Genomic DNA, 23,733 nt, shown 5'->3' with positions numbered 1-23,733 from the left:
GACTGCGGGTGGTCGTGGGCTGGTCGCGCGGTTCCCCGCGCCCCTCGGGTCGGTCAGCTCACCCTCTCCGCACGGTGCTTGACCCCCCGCAGCCTCACCTCCGCCGGAAGTGACGCAAGGCCCGCCGATGTCCTGGCATGGGCCAGGGCGCCGGTCGTCAGGTCGTGCAAGGCCGTTCCCGGGTCCACGTGCGGTTCCAGCGCGAGCCGTACCCGGGCCTGGGGGGCGGTACGGCGGCCCGTCAGGCGGGCATCGGCGCGGTCCACGCCGTCGGCCTGTTCCGCCTCCTGGGCGAGGGCGTTCTCCAGGGCCCGGCCGCGCAGCAAGGCACCCTCACCGTCGCCTGTGTCGACGAGGACCTCGGCGACGCGGCGCCGACGGAGTACCGCGACGAGCCACCACAGGGCGAGCAGCAGGAGGACGGCGAGTACGGCGATGACAATCGGCCACCACCAGCCGTCCTCCCGCCAGCGCGTGCGTTCGGCGTCGCTCAGCAGAACGTCGTGCCGGCTGTCGTGGATCCACCACGAGGGTGCCGGGGCGCCGAGGCCGACGGCCAGTACCGAGCCGCCCAGCACCAGCAGGACGAGGCCCACGAGCCCGAGGAACACGCGGTTGACGATCCGGAGCACCGCTCTCACCCCTTCCTGCCGGGCCGCCGGACGCGCACCGACACGGCGGGCGGCCGGGACAGCCCCAGTCCGCTGACCGCGTCGGTGAGCACGGCGTCCAGTTCGGTTCGTACGTCATCCAGTTCACGGAAGTGCGACGCGGCGCGGACCTTCGTCCGGGTGCGGCGCATCCGGACCCGCACGGACTGCACACCGGCCACCTCCATGGCCCGGTCCCGCAGCGCCGACGCGGCGGCATCGCGATGCAGTCCGGCGCGCACGTCGGCGTGCGCGCGCCGCATCGGGAGCACGTCCCGCAGGCCGGGCGTGACGGCCAGGACGAGCAGCCAGAGCCCGAGGGCGGCGGCGACCCCGGCCCCGACGAGCACCCAGACGTCGTCCAGGGGCCGTTCGGCGAGCTGCCGGGCGAGCTCCCGGCGCCAGCTCATGACGGGCCGGTCGGCGCGCACGGACGCGATGTCGTACAGGAACAGTCCGGCGAGGCCCAGGAGCAGCAGCGCGACGATGCCGGCCGGGACGCGGCGCGCCGACCAGAAGCGGCCTTCGCGTCCGCCCTCGCCGTCGAGTGCGGGCGGCTGTCCGTCGGTGTCCGCCGGCGCGGACCGGTCGGGTCCGGCGCCGGTCTCCGACGTGTCGAGGACCGGCAGGCGCTGTGTGGTGCCCTCGGACTCGGGCGGTTCGGTCGGATCGGTGCCCTGGGGTTCGCTCATCTCGTCCTCCCCTGTGCCGCGCCGGGCCCGGCGACCGGATGCAGCCGCTCCACCTGGACGACGACCTCCGGCACCTCCATTCCGGCCAGGGCGCCCACCCGCTCGACGACTTGGTGACGCACCCGGCGGCAGCGGTCGCCGACATCGCAGGGGTAGTCGAGTTCGACGTGCACCCGGACGTGGGCGACCTCGTGGTGGACGACCACACTGGCGGACGGCCGGCCGGCGTCGCGCGGCAGTGTCCCGACGGCCTCGCGGGCCGCCTGCGAGGCGATCTTCGCGACCACCCGGTCGGCGATCCGGGTCGCGCCGCGCTCCCCCGCCGGGACAGCGCTCAAGGGTCTGTCGAGCTCACCGGCCCCCGCACTCACGGGCGTCACCGCCGCCGTTCGTGACGTGGCCGGAAGAAGTCGCCGAAGTCCATGTCCCCTTCCAGGAACCGGCCGACGACGAAGCCGACGGCGCCCAGCGCCGCCACCAGCAGGAAAGCGCCGAATCCGCCGAAGTATCCGGCGAATGCCAACGCCATGCCGGCGATCATGCCGACCACGGCCATGCTCATGCGCTCCTCAGCTCCTCAGCCGCTGTGTTGTCCGATGGACCGTGCCTCACTGGATCCGCCGCTCGGGTTCCTCTTCCTCCTCGTCCGGCAGCTTCACATCGCTCACCGCGATGTTGACCTCGACGACCTCGAGGCCGGTCATCCGCTCGACGGCGGTGATGACGTTCTCCCGTACGTCCCGCGCCACATCGGCGATCGACACGCCGTACTCGACGACGATCTCCAGGTCGAGGGCGGCCTGCACCTCACCGACCTCGGCCTTCACGCCGCGCGACACCGACTTCGCACCACCTGGCACACGGTCGCGCACGGCTCCGAAGGTGCGTGAGATGCCGCTGCCCATGGCGTGCACGCCGTCCACGTCGCGTGCGGCGAGCCCGGCGATCTTCTCCACGACGCCGTCCGCGATGGTCGTCCGCCCGCGCGAGCCCGGGTCTCCGCCACTGCGCTTGGCCAACGGACTCCTGCGTGCCGCCGGCGTCTCGCTCTCCCCGCCCCGGTTCTCGGTCATGTCAGTCATCGGCGTACGTCCTTTTCGGTTGTCGTCCTTCGACCACCGTAAGCACGGTTACGTGGTTGCGCGCCTTTGATGCGGCAGGCTGGAGGAATGACGGGTGACCAGTGGACGCGGGCAGTGAGACATCAGCTGGGCCTCGGCAGGCTCCTGCCTCTGGGTGATGCGCGCGACGGCGCGTGGATCGCCGAGCAGGCGGCCGAGGCGGTACTGCGGCGCGCGGCTCAGGACGCGCCGGGCGTACGTGTCCACGCGCTCCGTGTCGCGCTCGCCGACGAGGCGGACACCGGGGAGCCGGCCGTACCGGCCCCACCGAGCGCGCAGCCGCCCGGACCACTGCGGGTGACGGCGGAGTTCGCGGCCACGGCCTCGCAGCCGCTGCCGGCGACGGCGTCCCTGCTGCGGGCGACGCTGGCGACCGCCGCGACGCAACGGCTGGGTCTGGCGGTGACGGAGGTGGACCTGCGCGTGACGGGGCTGCTGGACGAGGAGCCGGAACCCGGGCCCGCCGTACGTCTCCCCGAAGCGGCTCGGGCAGCGCCGCCCGTGGACGGCGACGAAGCCCGCGTGGCGGCCGCCGCCCTCCAGGTCCCGGGTGTGCTTCACCTCACCGCCGCGCTGGGCGGCCACCCCGTGCACATCGAGGAACTCCCGGGCGGGGCCGCGCTGCCGCACCGTCATGTCCGGCTGGAACTCGCGGTGGCGGCGGACCACCGGGCCCGGGACGTGGCCCGCGAGGTCCGCACGGCGGTGAGGAAGACACTGTCGGACCACCCGACGGTGGCGGTACTGGTGAGCGGGATCGCCTGAGGGACCCCTGATCCGCCGGGAGGCCCTGCCTCAGTCCCCGATGCCCGCGAGGTCCCGCAGGCGGCGGGCCTGCGCCTGGCGTTCCGCGCCGCGCTGGGCCTCGTACGTGCGGTCCTGGGCGCCGCGCAGCAGCGCCTTGGTCTCGATGACGGCGTCGCGGGGCGCGGCCAGGACGGCCGAGGCGAGGTCGCGGACCGTGTCGTCGAGCTGGCCGGCGGGCACGGCCACGTTGGCCAGCCCGGTGTTCACGGCCTCCTCGGCCGTGACGAAGCGCCCGGTCACGCAGATCTCCAGCGCGCGGGCGTATCCGACGAGTCCCACCAGCGGATGCGTGCCCGTCAGATCGGGCACGAGTCCGAGGCTGGTCTCGCGCATGGCGAACTGCACGTCGTCGGCGACGACGCGCAGGTCGCAGGCGAGGGCGAGCTGGAAGCCCGCCCCGATGGCATGCCCCTGGACGGCGGCGACGGAGACGATGTCGCTGCGCCGCCACCAGGCGAACGCCTCCTGGTACTCGGCGATGGTCGCGTCCAGCTCGGCGTCGTCACCACGCGCGAGATCGATGAACGACGGTTCCCCGTCGAAGCCCTCGGGCGTGAACGCCTGCCGGTCGAGACCGGCCGAGAAGGACTTACCCTCGGCCCGCAGCACCACGACACGGACGGAGCCCGGCAGCTGCCGACCGGCCTCGGCCAGCGCCCGCCACAGAGCGGGGCTCTGCGCGTTGCGCTTGGCCGGATTGGTCAGCGTCACCGTGGCGACCGCGTCGTCGACGGTGAGCCGTACGCCGTCCTTGTCGAGTACGGGAACGAGGTCCTTGTCGGGCGAAGCCATGGACGCCTCCGATGTGTGCGGTCAGCTAAGTGACTGCACAGTAACCACCCGGTCGATCAGCCGACCGACCGGGTGGCCACCATCGAAGCCGAGGGGCCACCCGGGGTCAGGCCGTGGCCTTTTTGCCCCGGGTCGCCCCGCCACGCCCTCGCAGCGTGACGCCCGACTCACTGAGCATGCGGTGCACAAAGCCATACGAGCGGCCGGTCTCCTCGGCCAACGCCCGGATGCTCGCACCGGCGTCGTACTTCTTCTTCAGGTCTGCCGCGAGCTTGTCGCGCGCGGCGCCGGTCACCCGGCTGCCCTTCTTCAGAGTCTCGGCCACCCGTGCCTCCTCATGGGAAGTGCGCTCTGGTCTCCTCATGATCACCCCTCCGGGCCTTGATGGCCACCCATTCGGCAAGGTCCGTGAGACAAGGTTGTGACGACGGGAGCACATCCCCACATCCGGAATACGGAATTCCGAAGAGTGGCGTCCGTACAGCCGAGCGGATTGCCCCGGAAAATGCCAGGTCAGAAAGGCGTCGCGGCCGAGCCCGGAAGGATCGGGGGCTCGGCCGCGAAATCGATGTAGGACACACCTCGGTACGAGGAGATCTCACACAGATGATGGATCACCGCTAGGCCGAATGATCCATACACCGTTGATCACGTATTCGATCAAGCGAGGGCGACGAGGTCCGCGTAGTCGGCACCCCACAGGTCCTCGACGCCGTCCGGCAGCAGGATGATCCGCTCCGGCTGGAGCGCCTCCACCGCGCCCTCGTCGTGCGTGACGAGGACGACCGCGCCCTTGTACGTGCGCAGCGCGCCGAGGATCTCCTCGCGGCTGGCCGGGTCGAGGTTGTTGGTCGGCTCGTCGAGGAGCAGGACGTTCGCCGAGGACACCACCAGGGTGGCGAGCGCCAGGCGGGTCTTCTCGCCGCCGGAGAGGACTCCGGCCGGCTTGTCGACGTCGTCGCCGGAGAACAGGAACGAGCCGAGCGTCTTGCGGACCTGCACCAGATCCAGGTCGGGGGCGGCCGAGCGCATGTTCTCCAGGACCGTGCGCTCCGGGTCGAGGGTCTCGTGCTCCTGCGCGTAGTAGCCGAGCTTGAGGCCGTGGCCCTCTATGACCTGCCCGGTGTCGGGCTTCTCGGCGCCGCCGAGGAGGCGGAGCAGGGTCGTCTTGCCGGCGCCGTTCAGACCGAGGATGACGACGCGGGAACCCTTGTCGATGGCCAGGTCGACGTCGGTGAAGATCTCCAGCGAGCCGTAGGACTTCGACAGGCCCTCGGCCATGAGCGGGGTCTTGCCGCACGGGGAGGGCTCGGGGAAGCGCAGCTTGGCGACCTTGTCGGACTTCCGCTCGGCCTCAAGGCCCGCGAGGAGCTTGTCCGCGCGCTTGGCCATGTTCTGGGCGGCGACGGTCTTGGTGGCCTTGGCGCGCATCTTGTCGGCCTGCGAGTGGAGCGCGGAGGCCTTCTTCTCGGCGTTCTGCCGCTCGCGCTTGCGGCGCTTCTCGTCGGCCTCGCGCTGCTGCTGGTAGAGCTTCCAGCCCATGTTGTAGATGTCGATCTGGGAGCGGTTGGCGTCCAGGTAGAACACCTTGTTGACGACCGTCTCGACCAGGTCGGCGTCGTGGGAGATCACGATGAAGCCGCCGCGGTAGGTCTTCAGGTAGTCGCGCAGCCAGACGATCGAGTCGGCGTCGAGGTGGTTGGTCGGCTCGTCGAGCAGCAGCGTGTCCGCGTCCGAGAAGAGGATCCGGGCCAGCTCGATACGGCGGCGCTGACCGCCGGAGAGCGTGTGCAGGGGCTGGCCGAGCACGCGGTCGGGCAGGTTGAGCGCGGCGGCGATGGTGGCGGCCTCGGCCTCGGCGGCGTACCCGCCCTTGGTGAGGAACTCCGTCTCCTGACGCTCGTACTGCTTGAGCGCCTTCTCGCGGGTACCGCCCTGGCCGGTGGCGATGCGCTGCTCGTTCTCGCGCATCTTGCGGATCAGCACGTCCAGGCCGCGCGCGGAGAGGATGCGGTCGCGGGCGAGGACGTCGAGGTCGCCGGTGCGGGGGTCCTGCGGGAGGTAGCCGACCTCACCGGAGCGGGTGATGGTGCCGCCGGCGGGGATACCGTCGCCGGCGAGGCACTTGGTGAGGGTGGTCTTCCCTGCGCCGTTGCGGCCGACCAGGCCGATGCGGTCGCCCTTGGCGACACGGAAGGTGGCGTTTTCGATGAGGACGCGGGCACCGGCGCGCAGCTCGATACCGGAGGCGGAGATCACGGACAGACTCCAGGGCGGATACGGGGGCGGGATGGGCGGCTGAGGACGTTCCCGCCGTCTAATGCGCGAGGAGAATGGCCATGCGGACAGTCTAACGGGGCCGTGCAACCAACTTTTTCTGCGTGTGTGTGTTCGAGGATCGCACCCCGGGGCGGGGGCCGTTGTCAGTGGTCGGTGGAAGACTGAGCAGCAGGCCGGACTCCGGCTTTCCGGCAGCGAGACCCGCAGCGAGACACAAGGAAGTGGTCGCGATGGCAGGCACGTCCGGCGGACGTCCGAGCATCTACCCGACGCTGCTCTACGCGGACGCGAAGACGGCGATCCGGCAGCTCACGGAGGCCTTCGGCTTCACGGAGCTCTCGGTGTACGAGGGCGAGGACGGCTCGGTGATGCACGCCGAGCTGACGCAGGGCAACGGCGCTGTGATGCTCGGCACCAAGGGCCGTGGCGGCGTGTTCGACGCGGCCATGAAGGACGCGGGCACCACGGGGGTGTACGTGGTGGTGGACGACGTGGACGCACACCACCGCCGCGCCGTGGACCACGGCGCGGAGATCCTGATGCCCCCGACGGATCAGGACTACGGCTCGCGGGACTACATGGCCCGGGACCTCGAGGGCAATGTGTGGAGCTTCGGGACGTACGCGCCCGAGACAGCGGGCTGAGAGCGCCATCGGGCTCCTGGCTGCTAGCTGCCGCCGGTGTGCACCTGGAACGCGGCCCGGCGTACCGCCTTGGCCAGGGCCGGGTCGGGGTGCGCCGCGGCGAGGGCGACCAGGACCTGCACGGTGCGCGGGTGTCCTACGGCACGTACCTCGTCGAGGAGCATCGGGATGGTCGGCTGCACGGCGGACTCCAGATGGCGGACGAGCAGCGGGGCCTCACCGTGGTCGGCGACGGCGGCCGCGGTGTCCACCCACAGCCAGGTCGCCTCCTGACGGGTGAGGACCTCGTGGGCGTCCTCCGGGTCGGCCCCGTCGTGCTCGGCCAGCCACAGCAGTGCGTACGGCCTGAGCGTCGGCTCGGCGACCACGCCGCGGACGTCGGGCTCGGCGGGGGCGCCGACCACGCGCAGCGCCTCGAAGGCGAGTCCGCGCAGCAGGGCGTCCTCGCCACGGGCAGCGCCGAGGAGTTCGGTGACGGCGCTGCCGACGGGGCGGGCGGCGAGCCAGGCGCGGTACTCGGCGCGGGCCGCGTTCGGGCGCAGCTGAGCGCAACCGCGGAGCATGTCCTCGGCCGCCTGCTCGATGTTCCCGGCGGGGCTCTGCGCGGCGACGCAGATCTGCTCCAGCTTGACCCAGACGGCCCAGCTGCCGAGCGGGGTCAGCGTGGCCTGGCCGTCGCCGTAGGTGAGGGCACCGACGGAGGCGAGGGCGCGCAGGGCCCAGTCGAGGAGGGGGGCGAGCGGGGCGTCGGTGGGCTCCGGTTCGGCCACCGGCTCGGGCTGGGGGCCATAGGGAATCTCACAGCGTGCCGTGCGCAGCTCGGTGACGCGCTGCTCCAGGAGGTCGAGGAGCTGCTCCACGGGGACGGGGCCGGCGGACAGCTGGAGGAAGGAGAGCGCCTGCGGCATGGCCGAGACGACCTCGGCGACGGCGGCGGGCTCGTGGTCCTCGGGTTCCGGATGGGCGAGCGACCAGGCGTCGAAGAGGGCGACCCAGCCGCGCAGGACGGCGCTGTCGTCACGGTCCCAGGCGCGCAGCCGCCAGCCGGGGCGGGCGCTGTCGCCGTGCACCTCGACGAGGCCGGCGAGGCGGGCGGTGTCCCAGTCCTTGCTGACCTGAGCCGAGGTCAGGCCCAGGTCGCGGGCGGCCCGTTCGGCGGTCGCGTCGGAGAGGGTGGCCTTGCCGTCGGCGGTGGCGCTGTCCCCGCCGGGGCCGAGCGCGGCGTCGGCCCAGCGGGCGACGCGGGCCGCGGCGGCCAGACCTGAGCGCGCCATTCTGGCCAGCTCCGCCGGTGCCGGGGTGCCCTCCGGGGGGCGCGGTGCGGGTCGGCGCGAGCGCCGCTGGTTCATCGCTTGGGGGGCGGCGGCCAGGGGTCGCGGGCGGACGAGTCGAAGCCTGGAGTCGCGCGGGATACGGGACGTCACGGGTGCAGTCTTCCGGTTGACGGTCCGAAAACCCAAACGGAATGTCACGGCGGGCGACGGGGATGGCCAACGCACCGGTTCCCGGGAATGGTCGAGGGCCGGGAACAAGCCAGTGGTACGACGCTAAACGGAATCATCGCGACCGGTCGGTGGGGGCGGGACGGGAGGGGGTTCGCGACAGGGCCCGGAGTCACATCAGAGGCGTCAGGAAGCGTCGCAGCGCCTCCTCGTAAGCCTGCGGGTCGGCGTTCCACATCGCTCCGTGGGGCGCGTTGCCGACGGTGTGCAGAGCGACCATGTCGGGGCGCGCGTCGGCGAGGTGGCGGGAGAACCGCCAGGGAGCCACCGTGTCGTCCGGTCCGTGGAAGACGAGCGCCGGGATGCGGAGCCCGTCGAACGGGGACGGGCCCGCGACGCCGTCGTCGTACAGGCCGGTGCGGCCCTGGGCGGCGCGGACCGCGAGGGGCAGCAGCACGCCCGGGGTGCGGCGGGCCGTGGCGAGCGCGCGCAGGGTGGTCTGCCAGCTGAGCACCGGGGAGTCCAGGACGAGCCCCGAGACGCGGTCGCGCAGTCCCGAGTGCGCGGCGGCGCGCAGGGCCATGGTGGCGCCGGTGGACCAGCCGTGCAGGACGACCTGCCGGGCGCCGTGGCGCACGGCGTAGCGGAGCGCCGCGTCGAGGTCGCGCCACTCGGTCTCGCCGAGGTGGTTCAGCCCGTCGGGCCGGCGGGGTGCGCCCAGGTCGCCGCGGTAGGCGAGGGCCAGCACCGGGAAGCGGTTGCGGTGCAGGAACTCCATGACGTTCATGGCCAGTTCCCGCGTGGTGCCCAGGCCGTGCACGGCGATCACCCAGGTGTCCCGGGCGCCGGGGACGAACCACGCGGGCAGGGCGCCGAGTTCGCCGGGGACGTCGACGTCGGCGTGTTCGAGGCCGAGGGCGGCGCTCGGGTTGCCGACGTACAGGTTCGGGGTGAGCCAGGCCTTGTCGCCGGCCTTCAGGGTGCCGTGCGTGACGCTCTCCAGGCGGCGTACGACGGTGTCGGCGGTGTGCGGGGCGGTGGTCAGGACGGGGCCGACCACCGCGTGGGAGCCGTCACCGGAGAGGCCGTAGCGGCCGGGCCGCAGGGCGGCCAGGTCCCGGGTGAGGATGATCTGCCCGGCGGCGGTGCCGTGCACGGTGAGCCGGGGTTCGGTGGGCAGCGGCCTGCCGGGAGGCGCCTTGAGCGCGGCGCCGCTGGCGAACCGGCCGGCGGCCACGGCGGCTGCGCCGGCTCCGATCACGGCGGTGGCGGCGGCTGCCGCCGCTTTGACAGTGCGCACGGCACCAGTGTTCCGGGGGACGGGGCGACGGACCAGTGGGCGGGGGCGGTGGGGTGACGAGCGCCGGGGGCGCGGGTGATCGGCGGGGTGGCTGTTACCTGGCGGGCGGGGCTCGGGCGGTCGGCGGGGTGGGGTGGTCGGCGGGGTGGGGTGGTCGGCGGGGTGGGGTGGTCGGCGGGGTGGGGTGGCTGTGCCTGGCAGGACGGGATGCCGGTGGCCGACGGAGACGGCTGCACCCCACAGGACGGCATAGCGGCGCCCGAGGAAGGCGGCTACGCCCCACAGGACGACGGAGACGGGGGCGCCCCACAGGACGGCATAGCGGCGCCCGACGGAGACGGCCGTGATCGCAGGGCGAGGTGCCGGCTGTCGGTGGCGTGGCGGCGGCGCCCGAAGGGCCGGGTGCGGGCGCTCGACCATGGCCTCCGTACCCAGGGCGGCGGCGCGAGCGGCGGGCGGCCAGGGACGGCGGTGCAGGAGGCTGCCAGAAGGGCGAGTCTCGCGGCACCGGTGCGGTGATGTCCCGGGGCGGAGGGGTCAGCGGCGCTGGCCGTACCCCCGTAGCCGGTCCTCCACCTCCGCCAGCTGTTCCGTGGACAGCAGGCTCGGGGACAGGCCCGGGACCGATGCGGCGGTCAGCCACAGCCGGCACATCCATTCCAGCTGGGCGGTGCGGTCGTAGGCCTGGTCCAGTGTCGCGCCGTAGGTGATCGTGCCGTGGTTTTGGAGGAGGCAGCCGGAGCGGTCGGCGAGGGCGCTAAGCATGTTCTCGGCCAACTCGTCGCTGCCGTAGGTGGCATACGGGGCAACCCGGACCGGTCCGCCGAGCGCGGCGGCCATGTAGTGGATCAGCGGGAGCTCGCTCACGAGCGTCGAGACGGCCGTCGCGTGCACGGCGTGGGTGTGGACGACGGCGCGGGCGCCGGTCGTGCGGTAGACGGCGAGGTGCATGGGCAGCTCGCTGGTGGGGACGAGCGCGCCGAGAACCTGTCGGCCGTCGAGGCCGACCCCGGTCACGTCGTCGGGCGCCAGCCGGTCGTAGGGCACGCCGGACGGCGTGACCAGGACGATGTCCCCGACGCGCACCGAGACATTGCCGGACGTTCCGACGACGAGCCCTTCGGTAACCGTCCGGCGGGCCGTCGCGACTAGGTCCTCCCAGGCGCGCGCCTCCTCGGGGCGCACACCGCTCCGCCGTGACTCCCCCGCATCCTGTCCGCCGCCTCGGACGTCCTCCGTGTCCCGCTCGTCGCCTCGCTGCTCAGCCATGCGGCGATCCTGCCAGGCGGTCCTTCAACGCGCCGCCGGGCGGGGGCACTTTAGGCCGGAAACCGAGCATCCGTAAGGTCGCATACCAGCATAAACACGTCACTGATCTCTCTTGGCCGGAGATCATCGGGCATTCAGCGGTCTCCCAGTACTCTCTGGGGGATTTGCCGTGCACGTAGCCATTCCGGGGGGAATCACATGGCCCGTGATCACATACCGACCCGCCGCCGCGGCCGATTACTCGCGGCCTCCGCGGCGGCACTCGCGCTGGGAGGAACCTCGCTCGCGGAGTTTCCGGCCGCGGCGGCGAGCCGCCCGAAGGGGCACGACGTCTCGTCCCACCAGAAGAACGTCGACTGGCGGAGCGCGAAGGCGAGGGGCGCCAGATTCGTCTACGTCAAGGCGACCGAGTCCACCACCTACCGCAACCCCTACTTCAGCCGGCAGTACAACGGCTCACGCGCGGCGGGCCTCGTCCGCGGCGCCTACCACTTCGCACTGCCGAACAGGTCGTCGGGGCAGGCACAGGCGGCCCACTTCGTACGCAACGGCGGCGGCTGGACCGCGGACGGCTGGACGCTGCCGCCCGCGCTCGACATCGAGTACAACCCGTACGACAAGAAGCACAAGTGCTACGGCCTGAGCAAGGCCAGGATGGTCAGCTGGATCAAGTCGTTCAGTGGCGAGGTCAAGCGGCTCACCGGCCGCCGCCCGGTGATCTACACGACCACCCACTGGTGGAACACGTGCACGGGCAACAGCCGCGCCTTCGCCGGGAATCACCACCTGTGGGTCGCCCGCTACGACGCGGCGAGCGCGGGGCCGCTGCCGGCCGGCTGGTCCTCCTGGACCTTCTGGCAGTACGACAACGGCGACGGCACCCTGCCAGGTGATCAGAATCTCTTCGACGGGTCACTCGATCGACTGAAACAGTTGGCAAGGGGCACTTGATCGTTTGGGGCGCAAGGGCAGCTGCACCAGGGCGGAATGACACTCCTCTGTCGCGGACACCCCTGCGCCCCTCCCAGTTCATCTTCCGTTCACTCGGGTTACCTACGTTCGACTCGCCAACGACGCCGAACGATTGCCTGGGTAAATGGAAAGCTTCTCGCTGATCCTCGCGATTGTGGTGGTAACCGCACTTGCGTTCGATTTCACGAACGGTTTCCACGACACCGCGAACGCGATGGCCACGACCATTTCCACGGGCGCCATGAGACCGAAGATCGCGGTGGCCATGTCCGCGGTCCTCAACCTGGTCGGTGCCTTCCTGTCCGTCGAAGTCGCGAACACGATCTCCAAAGGCCTCGTCGACGAGGCCGGCATCCGTCCCGAGGTCATCTTCGCCGCCCTGGTCGGCGCGATCCTCTGGAACCTGCTGACCTGGCTCGTCGGTCTGCCGTCCAGTTCGTCGCACGCCCTGATGGGCGGCCTGATCGGCGCGACGATCGCCTCAGCGGGCGTCGGCGCGGTGCACGGAGACGTCCTGGTCACCAAGGTGCTGATCCCGGCGATCGCCGCCCCCCTGGTCGCGGGCATCGCCGCGCTGCTCGCCACCCGGCTGACGTACTCCCTCGGCAAGAAGGCCGACGGCGACGCCTCCAAGAAGGGCTACCGGGCCGGCCAGATCGCCTCCGCGGGCCTGGTCTCGCTGGCCCACGGCACCAACGACGCCCAGAAGACGATGGGTGTCATCACCCTCGCCCTGGTCGCCGGCGGCGCCGTCGCCCCCGACTCCGACCCGCCCATGTGGGTCATCCTCTCGGCGGGTATCGCCATCGCACTGGGCACCTACCTCGGCGGCTGGCGCATCATCCGCACCATGGGCAAGGGCCTGACCGACCTCCAGCCGCAGCAGGGCTTCGCCGCCCAGACCAGCGCGGCGACGGTCATCCTGGCCTCCTCGCACCTCGGCTTCTCCCTCTCCACCACCCACTCCGTGTCCGGCGCGGTGATGGGCGCGGGGCTCGGCCGCAAGGGCGGCGTGGTCCGCTGGTCGACGGCGACCCGGATGTTCGTCGCCTGGGGTCTGACGCTGCCGGCGGCGGCCCTGGTGGGCGCGCTCGCCGAGTACGTGACCGGCTTCGGGAACTGGGGTACTGCGGTCGTGGCGATCTTCCTGGTCGCCTCCAGCGCGGTGATCTGGAAGCTGTCGCGCCGTGAGGTCGTCGACCACACGAACGTCAACGAGGTCGAGGAAGAGCCGGCCGGTGTCGTCACCACCGCGATCGCCGCGGTGACGCCGCCTCCGGCGGGCCCGTCCGAGGAACTGGCCGCCACGATCCCGGCCCAGGCCGCGGCCGATCGGAAGCCCTCCACCACGACCACCCCGGTCTGATCCCGCCCACCCGGTGACAAGGAAGAATCTCTGAGATGAAGATCGACTGGGCGACCCTCGGCTCCGTCTTCGGCGTCAGCCTCGTGGCCACCGTGACCCTCGTCGGCCTGTTCACCCTCGGCATCACCGGCCTGTCGCGCCGCGAGCGGGCGGTGGCGGCGGGCGGGTCGGCGGGGCTTGCGGTGACGGGGGCGTATGCGTGCTTCGCGGCGTGTGCGGCGGCTGTGGGGTATGGGATCTATCTGATCGTGGCCTGATCCACGGCCGATTCCGCCGGGCGGGTACGGGACCTGGTTCCGCACCCGCCCTGCTGCGTTTCATGGGCATGGGGACTCCAGCGTCGCCCCGGCTCTCTCGTCGGCTCGCTCGACGATGAGTTGATGTCGCGTCAGGCCGAGGTCGCCGTTGGCTTGTACAGGATGCCCGTCTCCTGGGCACCCGCAAGCGGGGCGGAGGAACGTTCCCCGCACAGGGGAATTCACCCCGAGCCGGTCCCCGGGAGCGGAGCGTCGTGCCAGCGGTGTGGGCTTGTCCACACTCTCCCCTCGCAGGTCAACGGCAAGTTGACGGTTGTTCGCGGCCGTGGTGGACTGCCGGGGCCAATACGGCGGCAGGAGAGGAAGCCGGTGGAAGTCCGGCGCGGTCCCGCCACTGTCACCGGGATATCAATCACCGGGAGCCAGGAACTCTCACCGCCGGTCTCGTCGAACCAGGGCGTGGACACCCTGAGTGAGGACATATCGCCATGTTCGGCTGCCGATCGAGGGTCAGTACCCCACCGTTGCCCGCCCCCGTGGCCGGCTGAGCCCATGGGTGCCGGTCGCGTCCACGCGTACGGTGCCGCCGTCGGTCTGATCGGTGACCTGCTGCTCGGTGATCCTCGCCGGGGGCATCCGGTCGCCGCGTTCGGGCGGGCCGCGGGTGTTGTGGAACGGGTGTTGTGGCGGGACCACCGGGGGTGGGGCGCGCTGCACACCGTGGTGTGTGCGGGCGGGGCCGTCGCGCTGGGGGCCGTCGCCGCGCGTGCCGTGCGTACCTCCGCTGTCGCGTCGGTCGGGCTGACCGGTGTCGCCACCTGGGCCGTCGTCGGGGGGACTTCGCTCGCCAGGGAGGCGCGGGCCATCGGGCGTGCCCTGGAGGCCGGGGACGTCGACGCGGCCCGTGCGCGGCTGCCGCATCTGTGCGGACGGGATCCGCAGGCCCTGGACGCCGACGGGATCGCCCGGGCCGTCGTCGAGTCCGTCGCGGAGAACACCTCCGACGCCGTCGTGGGGGCGCTCGTGTGGGGGGCCATGGGCGGCGTGCCGGGGCTTCTCGGGTTCCGGGCCGTCAACACCCTCGACGCCATGGTCGGGCACAAGTCGGCGCGGTACCGGCGATACGGGTGGGCCTCCGCGCGGCTGGACGATGTCGTGGGGTGGCCGGGGGCCCGGCTGACCGCCGTGCTCGCGGCCGTGGCCGGGGGCGATCCGCGGGGAGCCGTGACGGCCTGGCGTGCCGATGCCGCCAAGCATCCGAGTCCCAACGCCGGGCCCGTGGAGGCCTCGTTCGCGGGGACGCTCGGGGTGCGGCTGGGCGGGACCCTGTCCTACGGCGGGCGGGTCGAGCACCGGCCCGTCCTCAACGGCGCGGGGCGCGGCGTCGGCACCCGGGACATCGAACGGGCCGTACGGCTGTCCAGGCGTATCGGCTGGCTCGCGCTCGGCGTCTGTGTCGCCGCGCGCCACATCGTGAAGGGGCGTACGTCATGACGGGCGGTGGGCTTCTCGTCGCCGGCACCACCTCCGACGCCGGCAAGAGCGTCGTGACCGCCGGGATCTGCCGGTGGCTGGTGCGGCAGGGCGTCAAGGTCGCGCCCTTCAAGGCGCAGAACATGTCCCTCAATTCGTTCGTGACGCGGGAAGGCGCCGAGATCGGGCGGGCGCAGGCCATGCAGGCGCAGGCGTGCCGTGTGGAGCCGACCGCGCTGATGAATCCCGTGCTGCTCAAGCCCGGCGGCGAGCAGAGCAGTCAGGTCGTGCTGCTGGGCAAGCCGGTCGGGGAACTCAGCGCGCGCGGGTACCACGGGGGGCGGCAGCAGAGGCTGCTCGGGACGGTGCTGGACTGCCTGGAGCGGTTGCGGGGCACGTATGACGCGGTGATCTGTGAGGGGGCCGGTTCGCCGGCCGAGATCAATCTGCGGCGGACGGACATCGTCAACATGGGGATCGCCCGCAACGCCGGGCTCCCCGTGCTCGTCGTCGGCGACATCGACCGGGGCGGGATCTTCGCCTCGTTCTTCGGGACCGTCGCCCTGTTGTCGCGCGAGGACCAGGAGTGTGTCGCCGGGTTCCTCGTGAACAAGTTCCGCGGGGACGTCTCCCTGCTGGAGCCGGGGCTCGACATGCTCCACGGCCTCACCGGGCGGCACACGTACGGCGTTCTGCCCTTCCGGCACGGGCTCGGGATCGACGAGGAGGACGGGCTGCGCGTCTCCCTGCGGGGGACGGTCCGGGAGTCCGTCGTCGCCCCGCCCGTCGGCGAGGACGTGCTGCGTGTCGCCGTCTGCGCGGTCCCTCTCATGTCCAACTTCACGGATGTCGACGCGCTGGCCGCCGAGCCCGGTGTCGTCGTGCGGTTCGTGGACCGGCCCGAGGAACTGGCCGACGCCGACCTCGTCATCGTGCCGGGGACCCGGGGGACCGTCCGTGCCCTGGAGTGGCTCCGGGAGCGCGGGCTGGCAGACGCGCTGTTGCGCAGGGCCGCCGAGCGGCGGCCCGTCCTCGGCATCTGCGGCGGCTTCCAGATCCTCGGCGAGCACATCGAGGACGACGTCGAGAGCCGCAGGGGCCAGGTCGATGGGCTGGGAATCCTGCCCGTGCGGGTGCGGTTCGCCCGCGAGAAGACCCTCACCCGGCCGGCGGGCGAGGCCCTCGGGGAGCACGTCGAGGGCTACGAGATCCACCACGGGGTCGCCGAAGTCATCGGCGGCGATCCCTTCCTTGACGGCTGCCGGGTCGGCCAGACCTGGGGCACGCACTGGCACGGCTCGCTGGAGTCGGACGGATTCCGGCGCGCCTTCCTGCGCGAGGTGGCGGCCGCCGCCGGCCGCCGCTTCGTACCGGCGCCGGACACCTCGTTCGCCGCGCTGCGCGAGGAGCAGCTCGACCGGCTCGGCGACCTGATCGAAGAGCACGCGGACACGGAGGCGCTGTGGCGGCTCATCGAGTCCGGCGCGCCGCCGGGACTGCCCTTCGTCCCGCCGGGAGCGCCCGCATGAGGACCGTGGCGGTGGTGTGGACCGCCGGCACGGCGACAGCGGGCCACCTGAGACGCTGGACCGGCTGCCTGATCCATCCGCAACTCGAAGGCGACTTGGAGGACGACGAAAAGTGACCACCCCCTTTCCGTTCACGGCCGTGGTCGGCCAGGACGATCTGCGGCTCGCGCTGCTGCTGAACGCCGTGTCACCGGCGGTCGGCGGTGTGCTGGTGCGCGGTGAGAAGGGCACGGCCAAGTCGACGGCCGTGCGGGCGCTGTCGGCGCTCATGCCGGAGGTGGACGTCGTCTCCGAGTGCCGCTTCTCCTGCGACCCCGGCTCCCCCGACCCCGGCTGCCCGGACGGGCCGCACGAGCCGGGGGGCTTCGCCTCCCGGCCGGCCCGCATGGTCGAGCTGCCCGTCGGCGCCTCCGAGGACCGGCTGGTGGGCGCGCTGGACATCGAACGGGCGCTGTCCGAGGGCGTGAAGGCCTTCGAGCCCGGCCTGCTCGCCGACGCGCACCGCGGCATCCTCTACGTCGACGAGGTCAACCTCCTCCACGACCACCTGGTCGACCTGCTGCTCGACGCGGCCGCGATGGGCGCCTCATATGTGGAACGCGAGGGCGTCTCCGTGCGGCACGCCGCCCGTTTCCTGCTCGTCGGCACCATGAACCCCGAAGAGGGCGAGCTGCGGCCGCAGTTGCTCGACCGGTTCGGGCTGACCGTCGAGGTCGCGGCCTCGCGGGAGCCCGAGCAGCGGGTCGAGGTCGTACGACGGCGGCTGGCGTACGACGACGACCCGGCCGGGTTCGCCGCCCGCTGGGCCGAGGAGGAGGCCGACGTACGGGCCCGGATCGTGGCCGCGAAGAAACTGCTGCCGTCGGTGCGGCTGGGCGACGACGCGCTGCGGCAGATCGCGGCGACCTGTGCGGCCTTCGAGGTGGACGGCATGCGCGCCGACATCGTGATGGCCCGGACCGCTACGGCGCTGGCGGCCTGGGCCGGGCGTACGGACGTGCTCGCCGAGGACGTACGGCAGGCCGCGCTGCTCGCGCTGCCGCACCGCCGGCGCCGCAACCCCTTCGACGCGCCGGGTCTTGACGAGGACAAGCTGGACGAGACCCTGGAGGAGTTCTCCGGGGACGACGACCCGGACCCGGACCCCGACCCGGACTCGGGGCCGGACTCGGGGCCGGACGGGCCCGGTGAGGGCGGTGGACAGCCGGCGCCCGAGGACGGACCTCAGGGCGGTGACCAGGAGGCCCGGCCGGAGGCCGAGCAGGACGGGCAGCCGCAGCCGCAGCCGTCGGGAGCCGGCGAACAGTCGGCCGCACGCGCCTCCGAACCCTTCCGGACCAAGGTGCTGAGCGTGCCGGGACTCGGCGAGGGTGCCGCCGGGCGGCGTTCGCGGGCACGGACCGAACACGGCCGGACCACGGGTGCCCGGCGCCCGAAGAACACCCTCACCAAGCTGCACCTGGCGGCGACCGTGCAGGCCGCGGCCCCGCACCAGCGGGCGCGCGGTCGGTCCGGGCCGGGACTCGTGGTGCGCCGCGACGACCTGCGGCAGGCCACCCGCGAGGGCCGCGAGGGCAATCTCGTGCTGTTCGTCGTGGACGCCTCCGGGTCGATGGCGGCGCGGCAGCGGATGAGCGCGGTGAAGGGGGCCGTGCTGTCGCTGTTGCTGGACGCGTACCAGCGGCGGGACAAGGTGGGTCTGGTGACGTTCCGGGGGTCGGGCGCGGAGGTCGCGCTGCCGCCGACCTCGTCCGTGGACGCGGCGGCGGCCCGGCTGGAGTCGCTGCCGACCGGCGGCCGTACGCCGCTGTCCGCCGGGCTGCTGCGCGCGCACGACGTGCTGCGGGTGGAGCGGCTGCGCGATCCCGCGCGGCGGCCGCTGGTCGTGGTGGTGACGGACGGGCGGGCCACCGGGGGCCCGGAGCCGGTCGCCCTGGCCGGGCGTGCGGCGCGGCTGTTCGCGGCCGAGGGCGTCGCGTCCGTCGTCGTGGACTGCGAGTCGGGTCCGGTGCGGCTGGGGCTCGCCGGGCAGCTCGCGGGTGAGCTGGGCGGCACCGCCGTGACGCTGGACGAGCTGCGGGCCGACTCGATCGCCGGTCTGGTCAAGGATGTGCAGGGTACTTCGAGGAGGGCCGCGTAATGCCGCAGGGACAGCCGAGTGTCGTTCCGGACGATGGTCTGACGACCCGACAGCGCCGGAACCGGCCGCTCGTCTTCGTGCACACGGGCGTCGGCAAGGGCAAGTCCACCGCCGCCTTCGGGCTCGCGCTGCGGGCCTGGAACCAGGGGTGGCCGATCGGGGTGTTCCAGTTCGTCAAGTCGGCGAAGTGGAAGGTCGGCGAGGAGAACGCGCTGCGCGTGCTCGGGGCGTCCGATGAGGGCGGGTCCGTCGACTGGCACAAGATGGGCGAGGGCTGGTCGTGGGTGCAGCGCGACGGGCAGATGGACAACGAGGAGAAGGCCCGGGAGGGCTGGGAGCAGGTCAAGCGGGACCTGGCGGCGGAGACGTACAAGCTGTATGTGCTGGACGAGTTCGCGTACCCCCTGCACTGGGGCTGGATCGACACCGACGACGTCGTGGAGGTGCTGCGGAACCGGCCCGGGACCCAGCATGTCGTGATCACCGGGCGTAACGCGCCCGAGAAGCTCGTCGACTTCGCGGACCTCGTGACCGACATGTCCAAGGTGAAGCACCCCATGGACACCGGGCAGAAGGGGCAGAGGGGCATCGAGTGGTGATGTCCTCGTCCGTCCCTCGGCTGGTCATCGCCGCGCCCGCTTCCGGCAGCGGCAAGACCACCGTTGCCACGGGTCTGATGGCCGCGTTCGCCGCGCGGGGACTCGCCGTGTCCCCGCACAAGGTCGGGCCGGACTACATCGACCCCGGGTATCACGCGCTCGCGAGCGGACGCGTGGGACGGAACCTCGACGCCTACCTGTGCGGACCGGAGCTGGTCGGGCCGTTGTTCCTGCACGGGGCGCGGGGGTGTGACATCGCCGTCGTCGAGGGCGTGATGGGGCTGTTCGACGGGGCGGCCGGTGAGGGCGAGCTGGCGTCCACGGCTCATGTCGCCAAGTTGCTGCGGGCGCCGGTGGTGCTGGTCGTCGACGCGTCGTCGCAGTCCCGGTCGGTGGCGGCGCTGGTGCACGGGTTCACCTCCTGGGATCCCGAGGTGCGGGTCGGGGGCGTGATTCTGAACAAGGTCGCCTCGGACCGGCACGAGTGGCTGCTGCGGGAGGCCATGGAGCAGGTCGGGGTGCCGGTGCTCGGGGTGCTGCGGCGGGCGCCGCAGGTGGACACGCCGTCGCGGCATCTGGGGTTGGTGCCGGTCGCCGAGCGGCGCGAGGAGGCCCTGGGGGCTGTCGCGGCCATGGCCGCGCAGGTTTCCGAGGGGTGCGATCTGGACGCGTTGACGCGGCTGGCCCGGGGGGCGGGCGCGTTGTCCTGCGCGGCCTGGGACGCGGCCGAGGCGGTCTCCTCGCCCACCGGCCGGCCGACGCGGTCGCACGCCAGACCCCGGCCACGGGTTGCCGTGGCCGGCGGTGAGGCGTTCACCTTCTCCTACGCCGAGCACACCGAGCTGCTCACCGCCGCCGGCGCCGAGGTCGTGCCCTTCGATCCCCTGCGGGACGAGGAACTGCCCGAAGGAACGAGCGGGTTGGTGATCGGGGGCGGGTTCCCGGAGATGTACGTCTCCGAGCTGTCGGCCAATGAACCCCTGCGCAAGGCCGTCGCCGGACTGGCCGAGAGCGGCGCCCCGGTCGCCGCCGAGTGTGCGGGGCTGCTGTATCTGTGCCGGGAGCTGGACGGGCAGCCGATGTGCGGGGTGCTGGACGCCGGGGCGCGGATGACGCAGCGGCTCACCCTGGGGTACCGGGACGCCGTGGCGGTGGGCGACAGCGTGCTCGCGGCGGCGGGGGCACGGATGCGGGGGCACGAGTTCCACCGGACCGCCGTGGAGCCCGGCTCGGGGCCGGATCCCGCCTGGGGGTTCCGGTCCCCGGAGCGGCGGGTCGAAGGGTTCGTGCGGCGCGGTGTGCACGCGAGTTATCTGCACACGCACTGGGCGTCCGAGCCCGGTGTCGCCCTCCGGTTCGTGGAGAGGTGCCGGACGTCATGAGCGGCACGCTGGTCGGCGTCGGGGTCGGGCCCGGTGACCCGGAGCTGGTGACGGTGAGGGGTGTGAACGCCCTGCGGGAGGCGGACGTCGTCGTCGTGCCCGTGCCGGACACCGGGGCGGGCGGGCGGGCCGAGGCGACCGTGGTGCACTACGTGCCCGAGGAGAAGGTCGTCCGGGTCGTGCTCGCACTCGACGAGCGGAGCGGCCGGGCGCGGCGTGAGGCGGCGTGGGCGGCGGCCGGGAACCGGGTGGCCGGGCTGCTGGGGAATCGCGGCCGTGTCGCCTTCGCGGCCGTCGGCGATCCCCACGTGCACTCGGCCTTCGCGTATCTCGCGCGGACCGTCGCCGAGTCGGTGCCCGGGGTGGCCGTGGAGACCGTGCCCGGGATCACCGCCGTGCAGGAGTTCGCGGCCCGGTCGGGCGTGGTGGCGCCGCGGGGGCCGGCCGGCGAGGTCGCCGGGGTGTCACGGCCGTTGCCGGACGGCGAGGAGGTGGCACCGCGGGCCGAGACGGCCTGGCCACTGCCGCCGCTGCCGGAAGCGGCCGAGCGCGAGGTGGTGCTGCGGCCCCCGTCCCTGGTCGTCGGGGTCGGGGCGTCGCAGGGCGCCCCCGTCGAGGAGGTGCTCGGACTCGTCGAGGACACCCTGCGGGAGGCCGGGCTGTCCGCGGCATCCGTCGCCGAGCTCGCCACCGTCGACACCAAGGCCGAGGAGCCGGGCGTCGTCGAGGCCGCGCGGCGGCTCGGGGTGCCCCTGGTGACGTACTCCGCCGGGCAGTTGGCGGAGGTCGAGGTGCCGAGCCCGTCCGACGCGCCGCTCGCCGCCGTCGGCACCCCGTCGGTGGCCGAGGCCGCCGCGCTCGCCGGCGGGGGTGAAATCCTCGTCCCCAAGCGGAAGTCGGCCGCGAGCCCGGCGAGGGCGACCTGTGCCGTCGTGCGGCGGCCGGGGGTGGACGGGCTCCGGCCGGGCGCCCGCCCTGACACCTCACGCGACATCGAGACGGCCCCGGTGGCCATCACGTGCCGCGAGACCGTCCGTCGCCCGCAGGGCGCCGAGCCGGGTCCCGGCCCGACCCGTCCGGCCGGGTCCGAGGCCGTGCTCAACGTCCCGCCGTACCACTCCACTTCCGCCGAGGAGCACCTGTGACCACCCCTCCCGCCCTGCTCATCGCCGGCCAAGGCACCCGCGACGACACCGGATCCGAGGCGTTTTGCGAGTTCGTACGGAAGCTGGGGGCCCGGCGCCCCGAACTGCCCGTCGCGGGCGGCTTCGTCGAGCTGTCGCGGCCGCCGCTGGGCGACGCCGTCACCGAGCTGGTGGAACGGGGCGTACGACACTTCACCGCCGTTCCGCTGATGCTGGTGCCCGCCGGTCACACCAAGGGCGGCATCCGGGCGGTCCTGGCCCGTGAGAAGGAGCGCCACCCCGGGATCTCGTACACGTACGGGCCCTCGCTCGGCCCGCATCCGGCGCTGCTGGACGTGCTGGAACGGCGGCTGGACGAGGCGCTGGGCGGCACCGCGGGGCGCAGGCCGGGCGACCGGGCCGATGTGACGGTGCTGCTGGTGGGGCCCGGGTCCACGGACCCGGACGCCAACGCCGAGGTGCACAGGGCGGCGCGGCTGCTGTGGGAGGGCCGCGGGTACGCGGGGGTCGAGACGGCGTTCGCGTCGCTGGCGGCGCCGGACGTGCCGAACGGGCTCGACCGGTGCGTACGGCTGGGGGCCCGGCGGATCGTGGTCCTGCCGTACTTCCTGTTCACCGGCGTCCAGCCGGACCGGGTGCGGCAGGCGACGGAGGGCTGGGCGGAGGCGCACCCCGAGGTCGAGGTGCGCTCGGCCGGCGTCATCGGTCCGGAGCCGGAGCTGCTGGACCTGGTGTGGGAGCGGTACGAGGAGGCCGTCAGGGGCCATCACGCGCCCGGGCACTTCCACCAGGGGGCGGACTCGCATGCGCACTGAGAGCGGGCACGATCTGCGGCACCACGGGGACGCGGAGGTCCGGGACGACGGCGGCTCGCTCGTCGATCTCGCCGTGAACGTCCGGGCCGACACGCCTCCGGTGTGGCTGCGGGAGCACATCGCCGCGTCGCTGGGCGGGCTCGCGGCCTACCCCGACGGGCGGGCCGCACGCGCGGCGGTGGCGGCGCGGCACGGGCTGCCGGCGGAGCGGGTGCTGCTGACGGCGGGCGCGGCGGAGGCGTTCGTGCTGCTGGCACGGGCGTTGAAGGTGCGGCGGCCGGTCGTCGTCCACCCGCAGTTCACGGAGCCGGAGGCGGCGCTGCGGGACGCGGGGCACACGGTCGGCCGGGTGCTGCTGCGGGCGCGGGACGGCTTCCGGCTGGACCCGGCGGCCGTTCCCGAGGACGCGGACCTGGTGGTGATCGGCAATCCGACGAACCCGACGTCGGTGCTGCATCCGGCCGAGACGATCGCCGGGCTCGCCCGTCCCGGGCGGGTGCTGGTGGTGGACGAGGCGTTCATGGACGCGGTGCCGGGCGAACGCGAGGCCCTGGCGGGCCGCGTCGACGTCCCGGGCCTGGTGGTGCTGCGCAGCCTGACCAAGACGTGGGGGCTGGCCGGGCTGCGGATCGGGTACGTGCTGGCCGCGCCGGAGACCATCGAGGACCTGGAGCGGGCGCAGCCGCTGTGGCCGGTGTCGACACCGGCGCTGGCCGCGGCGCAGGCGTGCGTGGGACCGCGGGGCGTGGCCGAGGCGGCCCACGCCGCCCATCGCGTCGCGGCGGACCGCGCCCACCTGGTGGCGGGCCTCGCGCGGTTCGCCGCGGCGGGGTTGCGGGTGGCCGAGCCGGCGGAGGGCCCGTTCCTCCTGGTCCGCCTGCCGCACGCGGCGGCCGTCCGCCGACGCCTGCGCGACCTCGGCTACGCCGTGCGCCGCGGCGACACGTTCCCCGGCCTGGACGAGGAGTGGCTGCGGCTGGCGGTACGGGACCGTACGACGACGGACGCGTTTCTGCGGGCGCTGGAGCGCGCGGTGACGGGCTGACGGTTCACCGTGG

Annotated in this window: 25 protein-coding genes and 1 riboswitch; of the genes, 14 read left to right on the top strand and 11 right to left on the bottom strand. The window is 73.0% G+C overall.

Annotation, left to right across the window (positions count from 1 at the left end):
• Window positions 1–53: 53 nt before the first annotated feature.
• From amaP to OG542_RS31590, 5 genes are read right to left on the bottom strand one after another with little or no spacing between them, the layout of a single operon-like run.
• Entirely contained in the window at window positions 54–641 is a 588-nt protein-coding gene (gene amaP / locus OG542_RS31610) for an alkaline shock response membrane anchor protein AmaP (protein WP_328415286.1), read from the bottom strand.
• Entirely contained in the window at window positions 638–1,342 is a 705-nt protein-coding gene (locus OG542_RS31605) for a DUF6286 domain-containing protein (RefSeq protein ID WP_328415284.1), read from the bottom strand. Before OG542_RS31605 ends, amaP begins: the two co-directional genes overlap by 4 nt.
• Window positions 1,339–1,722, bottom strand: coding sequence for a hypothetical protein (locus OG542_RS31600; protein WP_328415282.1), 384 nt, complete (start codon window positions 1,720–1,722; stop codon window positions 1,339–1,341). Before OG542_RS31600 ends, OG542_RS31605 begins: the two co-directional genes overlap by 4 nt.
• Window positions 1,719–1,904: a hypothetical protein gene (locus OG542_RS31595; RefSeq protein ID WP_184599696.1), complete on the bottom strand. Its 186-nt coding sequence runs from the start codon at window positions 1,902–1,904 to the stop codon at window positions 1,719–1,721. Before OG542_RS31595 ends, OG542_RS31600 begins: the two co-directional genes overlap by 4 nt.
• Window positions 1,905–1,950: 46 nt before the next feature.
• Window positions 1,951–2,424, bottom strand: coding sequence for an Asp23/Gls24 family envelope stress response protein (locus OG542_RS31590; protein WP_184599695.1), 474 nt, complete (start codon window positions 2,422–2,424; stop codon window positions 1,951–1,953).
• A gap of 87 nt (window positions 2,425–2,511) precedes the next feature.
• Here OG542_RS31590 and OG542_RS31585 point away from each other — a divergent pair, with 87 nt between their 5' ends.
• Window positions 2,512–3,228, top strand: a complete 717-nt coding sequence (locus tag OG542_RS31585) for a nucleopolyhedrovirus P10 family protein (protein WP_328415278.1) — start codon at window positions 2,512–2,514, stop codon at window positions 3,226–3,228.
• Window positions 3,229–3,258: 30 nt separating this feature from the next.
• Here OG542_RS31585 and OG542_RS31580 read toward each other — a convergent pair whose 3' ends face one another.
• From OG542_RS31580 to OG542_RS31570, 3 genes are all read right to left on the bottom strand, one after another.
• On the bottom strand, window positions 3,259–4,062 hold the full coding sequence (locus OG542_RS31580; RefSeq protein WP_193480802.1) for an enoyl-CoA hydratase/isomerase family protein: 804 nt from the start codon (window positions 4,060–4,062) through the stop codon (window positions 3,259–3,261).
• Window positions 4,063–4,168: 106 nt separating this feature from the next.
• Entirely contained in the window at window positions 4,169–4,387 is a 219-nt protein-coding gene (locus OG542_RS31575; RefSeq protein ID WP_010037790.1) for a helix-turn-helix domain-containing protein, read from the bottom strand.
• Window positions 4,388–4,722: 335 nt separating this feature from the next.
• Window positions 4,723–6,321: an ABC-F family ATP-binding cassette domain-containing protein gene (locus tag OG542_RS31570; protein WP_193480801.1), complete on the bottom strand. Its 1,599-nt coding sequence runs from the start codon at window positions 6,319–6,321 to the stop codon at window positions 4,723–4,725.
• 251 nt (window positions 6,322–6,572) lie between these two features.
• On the opposite strand from OG542_RS31570, the gene OG542_RS31565 reads away from it, so the two are divergent.
• Window positions 6,573–6,986, top strand: coding sequence for a VOC family protein (locus OG542_RS31565; protein WP_193480800.1), 414 nt, complete (start codon window positions 6,573–6,575; stop codon window positions 6,984–6,986).
• A 23-nt stretch (window positions 6,987–7,009) separates the two neighbouring features.
• Here OG542_RS31565 and OG542_RS31560 read toward each other — a convergent pair whose 3' ends face one another.
• On the bottom strand, window positions 7,010–8,410 hold the full coding sequence (locus OG542_RS31560) for a hypothetical protein (protein ID WP_328415275.1): 1,401 nt from the start codon (window positions 8,408–8,410) through the stop codon (window positions 7,010–7,012).
• Between the two features lie 190 nt (window positions 8,411–8,600).
• Entirely contained in the window at window positions 8,601–9,728 is a 1,128-nt protein-coding gene (locus OG542_RS31555) for an alpha/beta hydrolase family protein (protein ID WP_328415273.1), read from the bottom strand.
• Between the two features lie 213 nt (window positions 9,729–9,941).
• Between OG542_RS31555 and OG542_RS31550 the strand changes: the two genes are divergently transcribed.
• On the top strand, window positions 9,942–10,247 hold the full coding sequence (locus OG542_RS31550) for a hypothetical protein (protein WP_328415271.1): 306 nt from the start codon (window positions 9,942–9,944) through the stop codon (window positions 10,245–10,247).
• Window positions 10,248–10,265: 18 nt separating this feature from the next.
• Here the strand turns inward: OG542_RS31550 and OG542_RS31545 are convergent, their stop codons facing one another.
• Window positions 10,266–10,997 carry a class II aldolase/adducin family protein gene (locus OG542_RS31545; RefSeq protein ID WP_328415269.1) on the bottom strand — a complete coding sequence of 244 codons (732 nt, stop codon included), beginning with the start codon at window positions 10,995–10,997 and terminating at the stop codon, window positions 10,266–10,268.
• Between the two features lie 198 nt (window positions 10,998–11,195).
• On the opposite strand from OG542_RS31545, the gene OG542_RS31540 reads away from it, so the two are divergent.
• The 11 genes from OG542_RS31540 to cobC all read left to right on the top strand — a co-directional run bounded on the left by OG542_RS31540 (window position 11,196) and on the right by cobC (window position 23,720).
• On the top strand, window positions 11,196–11,948 hold the full coding sequence (locus tag OG542_RS31540; protein WP_328415267.1) for a lysozyme: 753 nt from the start codon (window positions 11,196–11,198) through the stop codon (window positions 11,946–11,948).
• A 145-nt stretch (window positions 11,949–12,093) separates the two neighbouring features.
• Window positions 12,094–13,335 carry an inorganic phosphate transporter gene (locus OG542_RS31535; RefSeq protein WP_328415265.1) on the top strand — a complete coding sequence of 414 codons (1,242 nt, stop codon included), beginning with the start codon at window positions 12,094–12,096 and terminating at the stop codon, window positions 13,333–13,335.
• A 35-nt stretch (window positions 13,336–13,370) separates the two neighbouring features.
• The gene (locus OG542_RS31530) at window positions 13,371–13,592 is read left to right on the top strand and encodes a hypothetical protein (protein ID WP_184599685.1); all 222 of its coding nucleotides are present in this window, start codon (window positions 13,371–13,373) and stop codon (window positions 13,590–13,592) included.
• A 312-nt stretch (window positions 13,593–13,904) separates the two neighbouring features.
• Window positions 13,905–14,043, top strand: a riboswitch (cobalamin riboswitch).
• Window positions 14,044–14,144: 101 nt separating this feature from the next.
• Window positions 14,145–15,086: a cobalamin biosynthesis protein gene (locus tag OG542_RS31525; RefSeq protein WP_328415263.1), complete on the top strand. Its 942-nt coding sequence runs from the start codon at window positions 14,145–14,147 to the stop codon at window positions 15,084–15,086.
• Window positions 15,083–16,594, top strand: coding sequence for a cobyric acid synthase (locus OG542_RS31520; protein WP_328415261.1), 1,512 nt, complete (start codon window positions 15,083–15,085; stop codon window positions 16,592–16,594). The genes OG542_RS31525 and OG542_RS31520 overlap by 4 nt, the downstream gene beginning before the upstream one ends.
• Before the next feature lie 112 nt (window positions 16,595–16,706).
• On the top strand, window positions 16,707–18,734 hold the full coding sequence (locus OG542_RS31515; RefSeq protein WP_328415259.1) for a putative cobaltochelatase: 2,028 nt from the start codon (window positions 16,707–16,709) through the stop codon (window positions 18,732–18,734).
• Window positions 18,734–19,333 carry a cob(I)yrinic acid a,c-diamide adenosyltransferase gene (gene cobO, locus OG542_RS31510; RefSeq protein ID WP_328415257.1) on the top strand — a complete coding sequence of 200 codons (600 nt, stop codon included), beginning with the start codon at window positions 18,734–18,736 and terminating at the stop codon, window positions 19,331–19,333. The genes OG542_RS31515 and cobO overlap by 1 nt, the downstream gene beginning before the upstream one ends.
• Window positions 19,333–20,715, top strand: coding sequence for a cobyrinate a,c-diamide synthase (locus OG542_RS31505; protein WP_328415255.1), 1,383 nt, complete (start codon window positions 19,333–19,335; stop codon window positions 20,713–20,715). The genes cobO and OG542_RS31505 overlap by 1 nt, the downstream gene beginning before the upstream one ends.
• Window positions 20,712–21,860, top strand: a complete 1,149-nt coding sequence (locus tag OG542_RS31500; RefSeq protein ID WP_328415253.1) for a cobalamin biosynthesis protein — start codon at window positions 20,712–20,714, stop codon at window positions 21,858–21,860. The genes OG542_RS31505 and OG542_RS31500 overlap by 4 nt, the downstream gene beginning before the upstream one ends.
• Window positions 21,857–22,675: a sirohydrochlorin chelatase gene (locus tag OG542_RS31495; RefSeq protein WP_311124961.1), complete on the top strand. Its 819-nt coding sequence runs from the start codon at window positions 21,857–21,859 to the stop codon at window positions 22,673–22,675. Before OG542_RS31500 ends, OG542_RS31495 begins: the two co-directional genes overlap by 4 nt.
• Complete coding sequence (gene cobC, locus OG542_RS31490) at window positions 22,665–23,720, top strand: Rv2231c family pyridoxal phosphate-dependent protein CobC (RefSeq protein WP_328415251.1); 1,056 nt, start codon at window positions 22,665–22,667, stop codon at window positions 23,718–23,720. Before OG542_RS31495 ends, cobC begins: the two co-directional genes overlap by 11 nt.
• The last annotated feature ends 13 nt before the right edge of the window (window positions 23,721–23,733 follow it).

Origin of the sequence: Streptomyces violaceus, assembly GCF_036014075.1 — a bacterium.
Lineage (GTDB): Bacteria > Actinomycetota > Actinomycetes > Streptomycetales > Streptomycetaceae > Streptomyces > Streptomyces violaceus.
This window is presented reverse-complemented; position numbering and strand designations above follow the sequence as displayed.

Bases quoted from the DNA above. Each gene is read 5' to 3' on its own strand.
- cobC (WP_328415251.1), top strand. From the start codon at position 22,665: ATGCGCACTGAGAGCGGGCACGATCTGCGGCACCACGGGGACGCGGAG.
- OG542_RS31545 (WP_328415269.1), bottom strand. From the start codon at position 10,997: ATGGCTGAGCAGCGAGGCGACGAGCGGGACACGGAGGACGTCCGAGGC.
- OG542_RS31525 (WP_328415263.1), top strand. From the start codon at position 14,145: ATGGGTGCCGGTCGCGTCCACGCGTACGGTGCCGCCGTCGGTCTGATC.
- OG542_RS31590 (WP_184599695.1), bottom strand. From the start codon at position 2,424: ATGACTGACATGACCGAGAACCGGGGCGGGGAGAGCGAGACGCCGGCG.
- OG542_RS31535 (WP_328415265.1), top strand. From the start codon at position 12,094: ATGGAAAGCTTCTCGCTGATCCTCGCGATTGTGGTGGTAACCGCACTT.
- cobO (WP_328415257.1), top strand. From the start codon at position 18,734: ATGCCGCAGGGACAGCCGAGTGTCGTTCCGGACGATGGTCTGACGACC.
- OG542_RS31520 (WP_328415261.1), top strand. From the start codon at position 15,083: ATGACGGGCGGTGGGCTTCTCGTCGCCGGCACCACCTCCGACGCCGGC.
- OG542_RS31580 (WP_193480802.1), bottom strand. From the start codon at position 4,062: ATGGCTTCGCCCGACAAGGACCTCGTTCCCGTACTCGACAAGGACGGC.
- OG542_RS31585 (WP_328415278.1), top strand. From the start codon at position 2,512: ATGACGGGTGACCAGTGGACGCGGGCAGTGAGACATCAGCTGGGCCTC.
- OG542_RS31565 (WP_193480800.1), top strand. From the start codon at position 6,573: ATGGCAGGCACGTCCGGCGGACGTCCGAGCATCTACCCGACGCTGCTC.
- OG542_RS31505 (WP_328415255.1), top strand. From the start codon at position 19,333: ATGTCCTCGTCCGTCCCTCGGCTGGTCATCGCCGCGCCCGCTTCCGGC.
- OG542_RS31500 (WP_328415253.1), top strand. From the start codon at position 20,712: ATGAGCGGCACGCTGGTCGGCGTCGGGGTCGGGCCCGGTGACCCGGAG.
- OG542_RS31605 (WP_328415284.1), bottom strand. From the start codon at position 1,342: ATGAGCGAACCCCAGGGCACCGATCCGACCGAACCGCCCGAGTCCGAG.
- OG542_RS31540 (WP_328415267.1), top strand. From the start codon at position 11,196: ATGGCCCGTGATCACATACCGACCCGCCGCCGCGGCCGATTACTCGCG.
- OG542_RS31595 (WP_184599696.1), bottom strand. From the start codon at position 1,904: ATGAGCATGGCCGTGGTCGGCATGATCGCCGGCATGGCGTTGGCATTC.
- OG542_RS31530 (WP_184599685.1), top strand. From the start codon at position 13,371: ATGAAGATCGACTGGGCGACCCTCGGCTCCGTCTTCGGCGTCAGCCTC.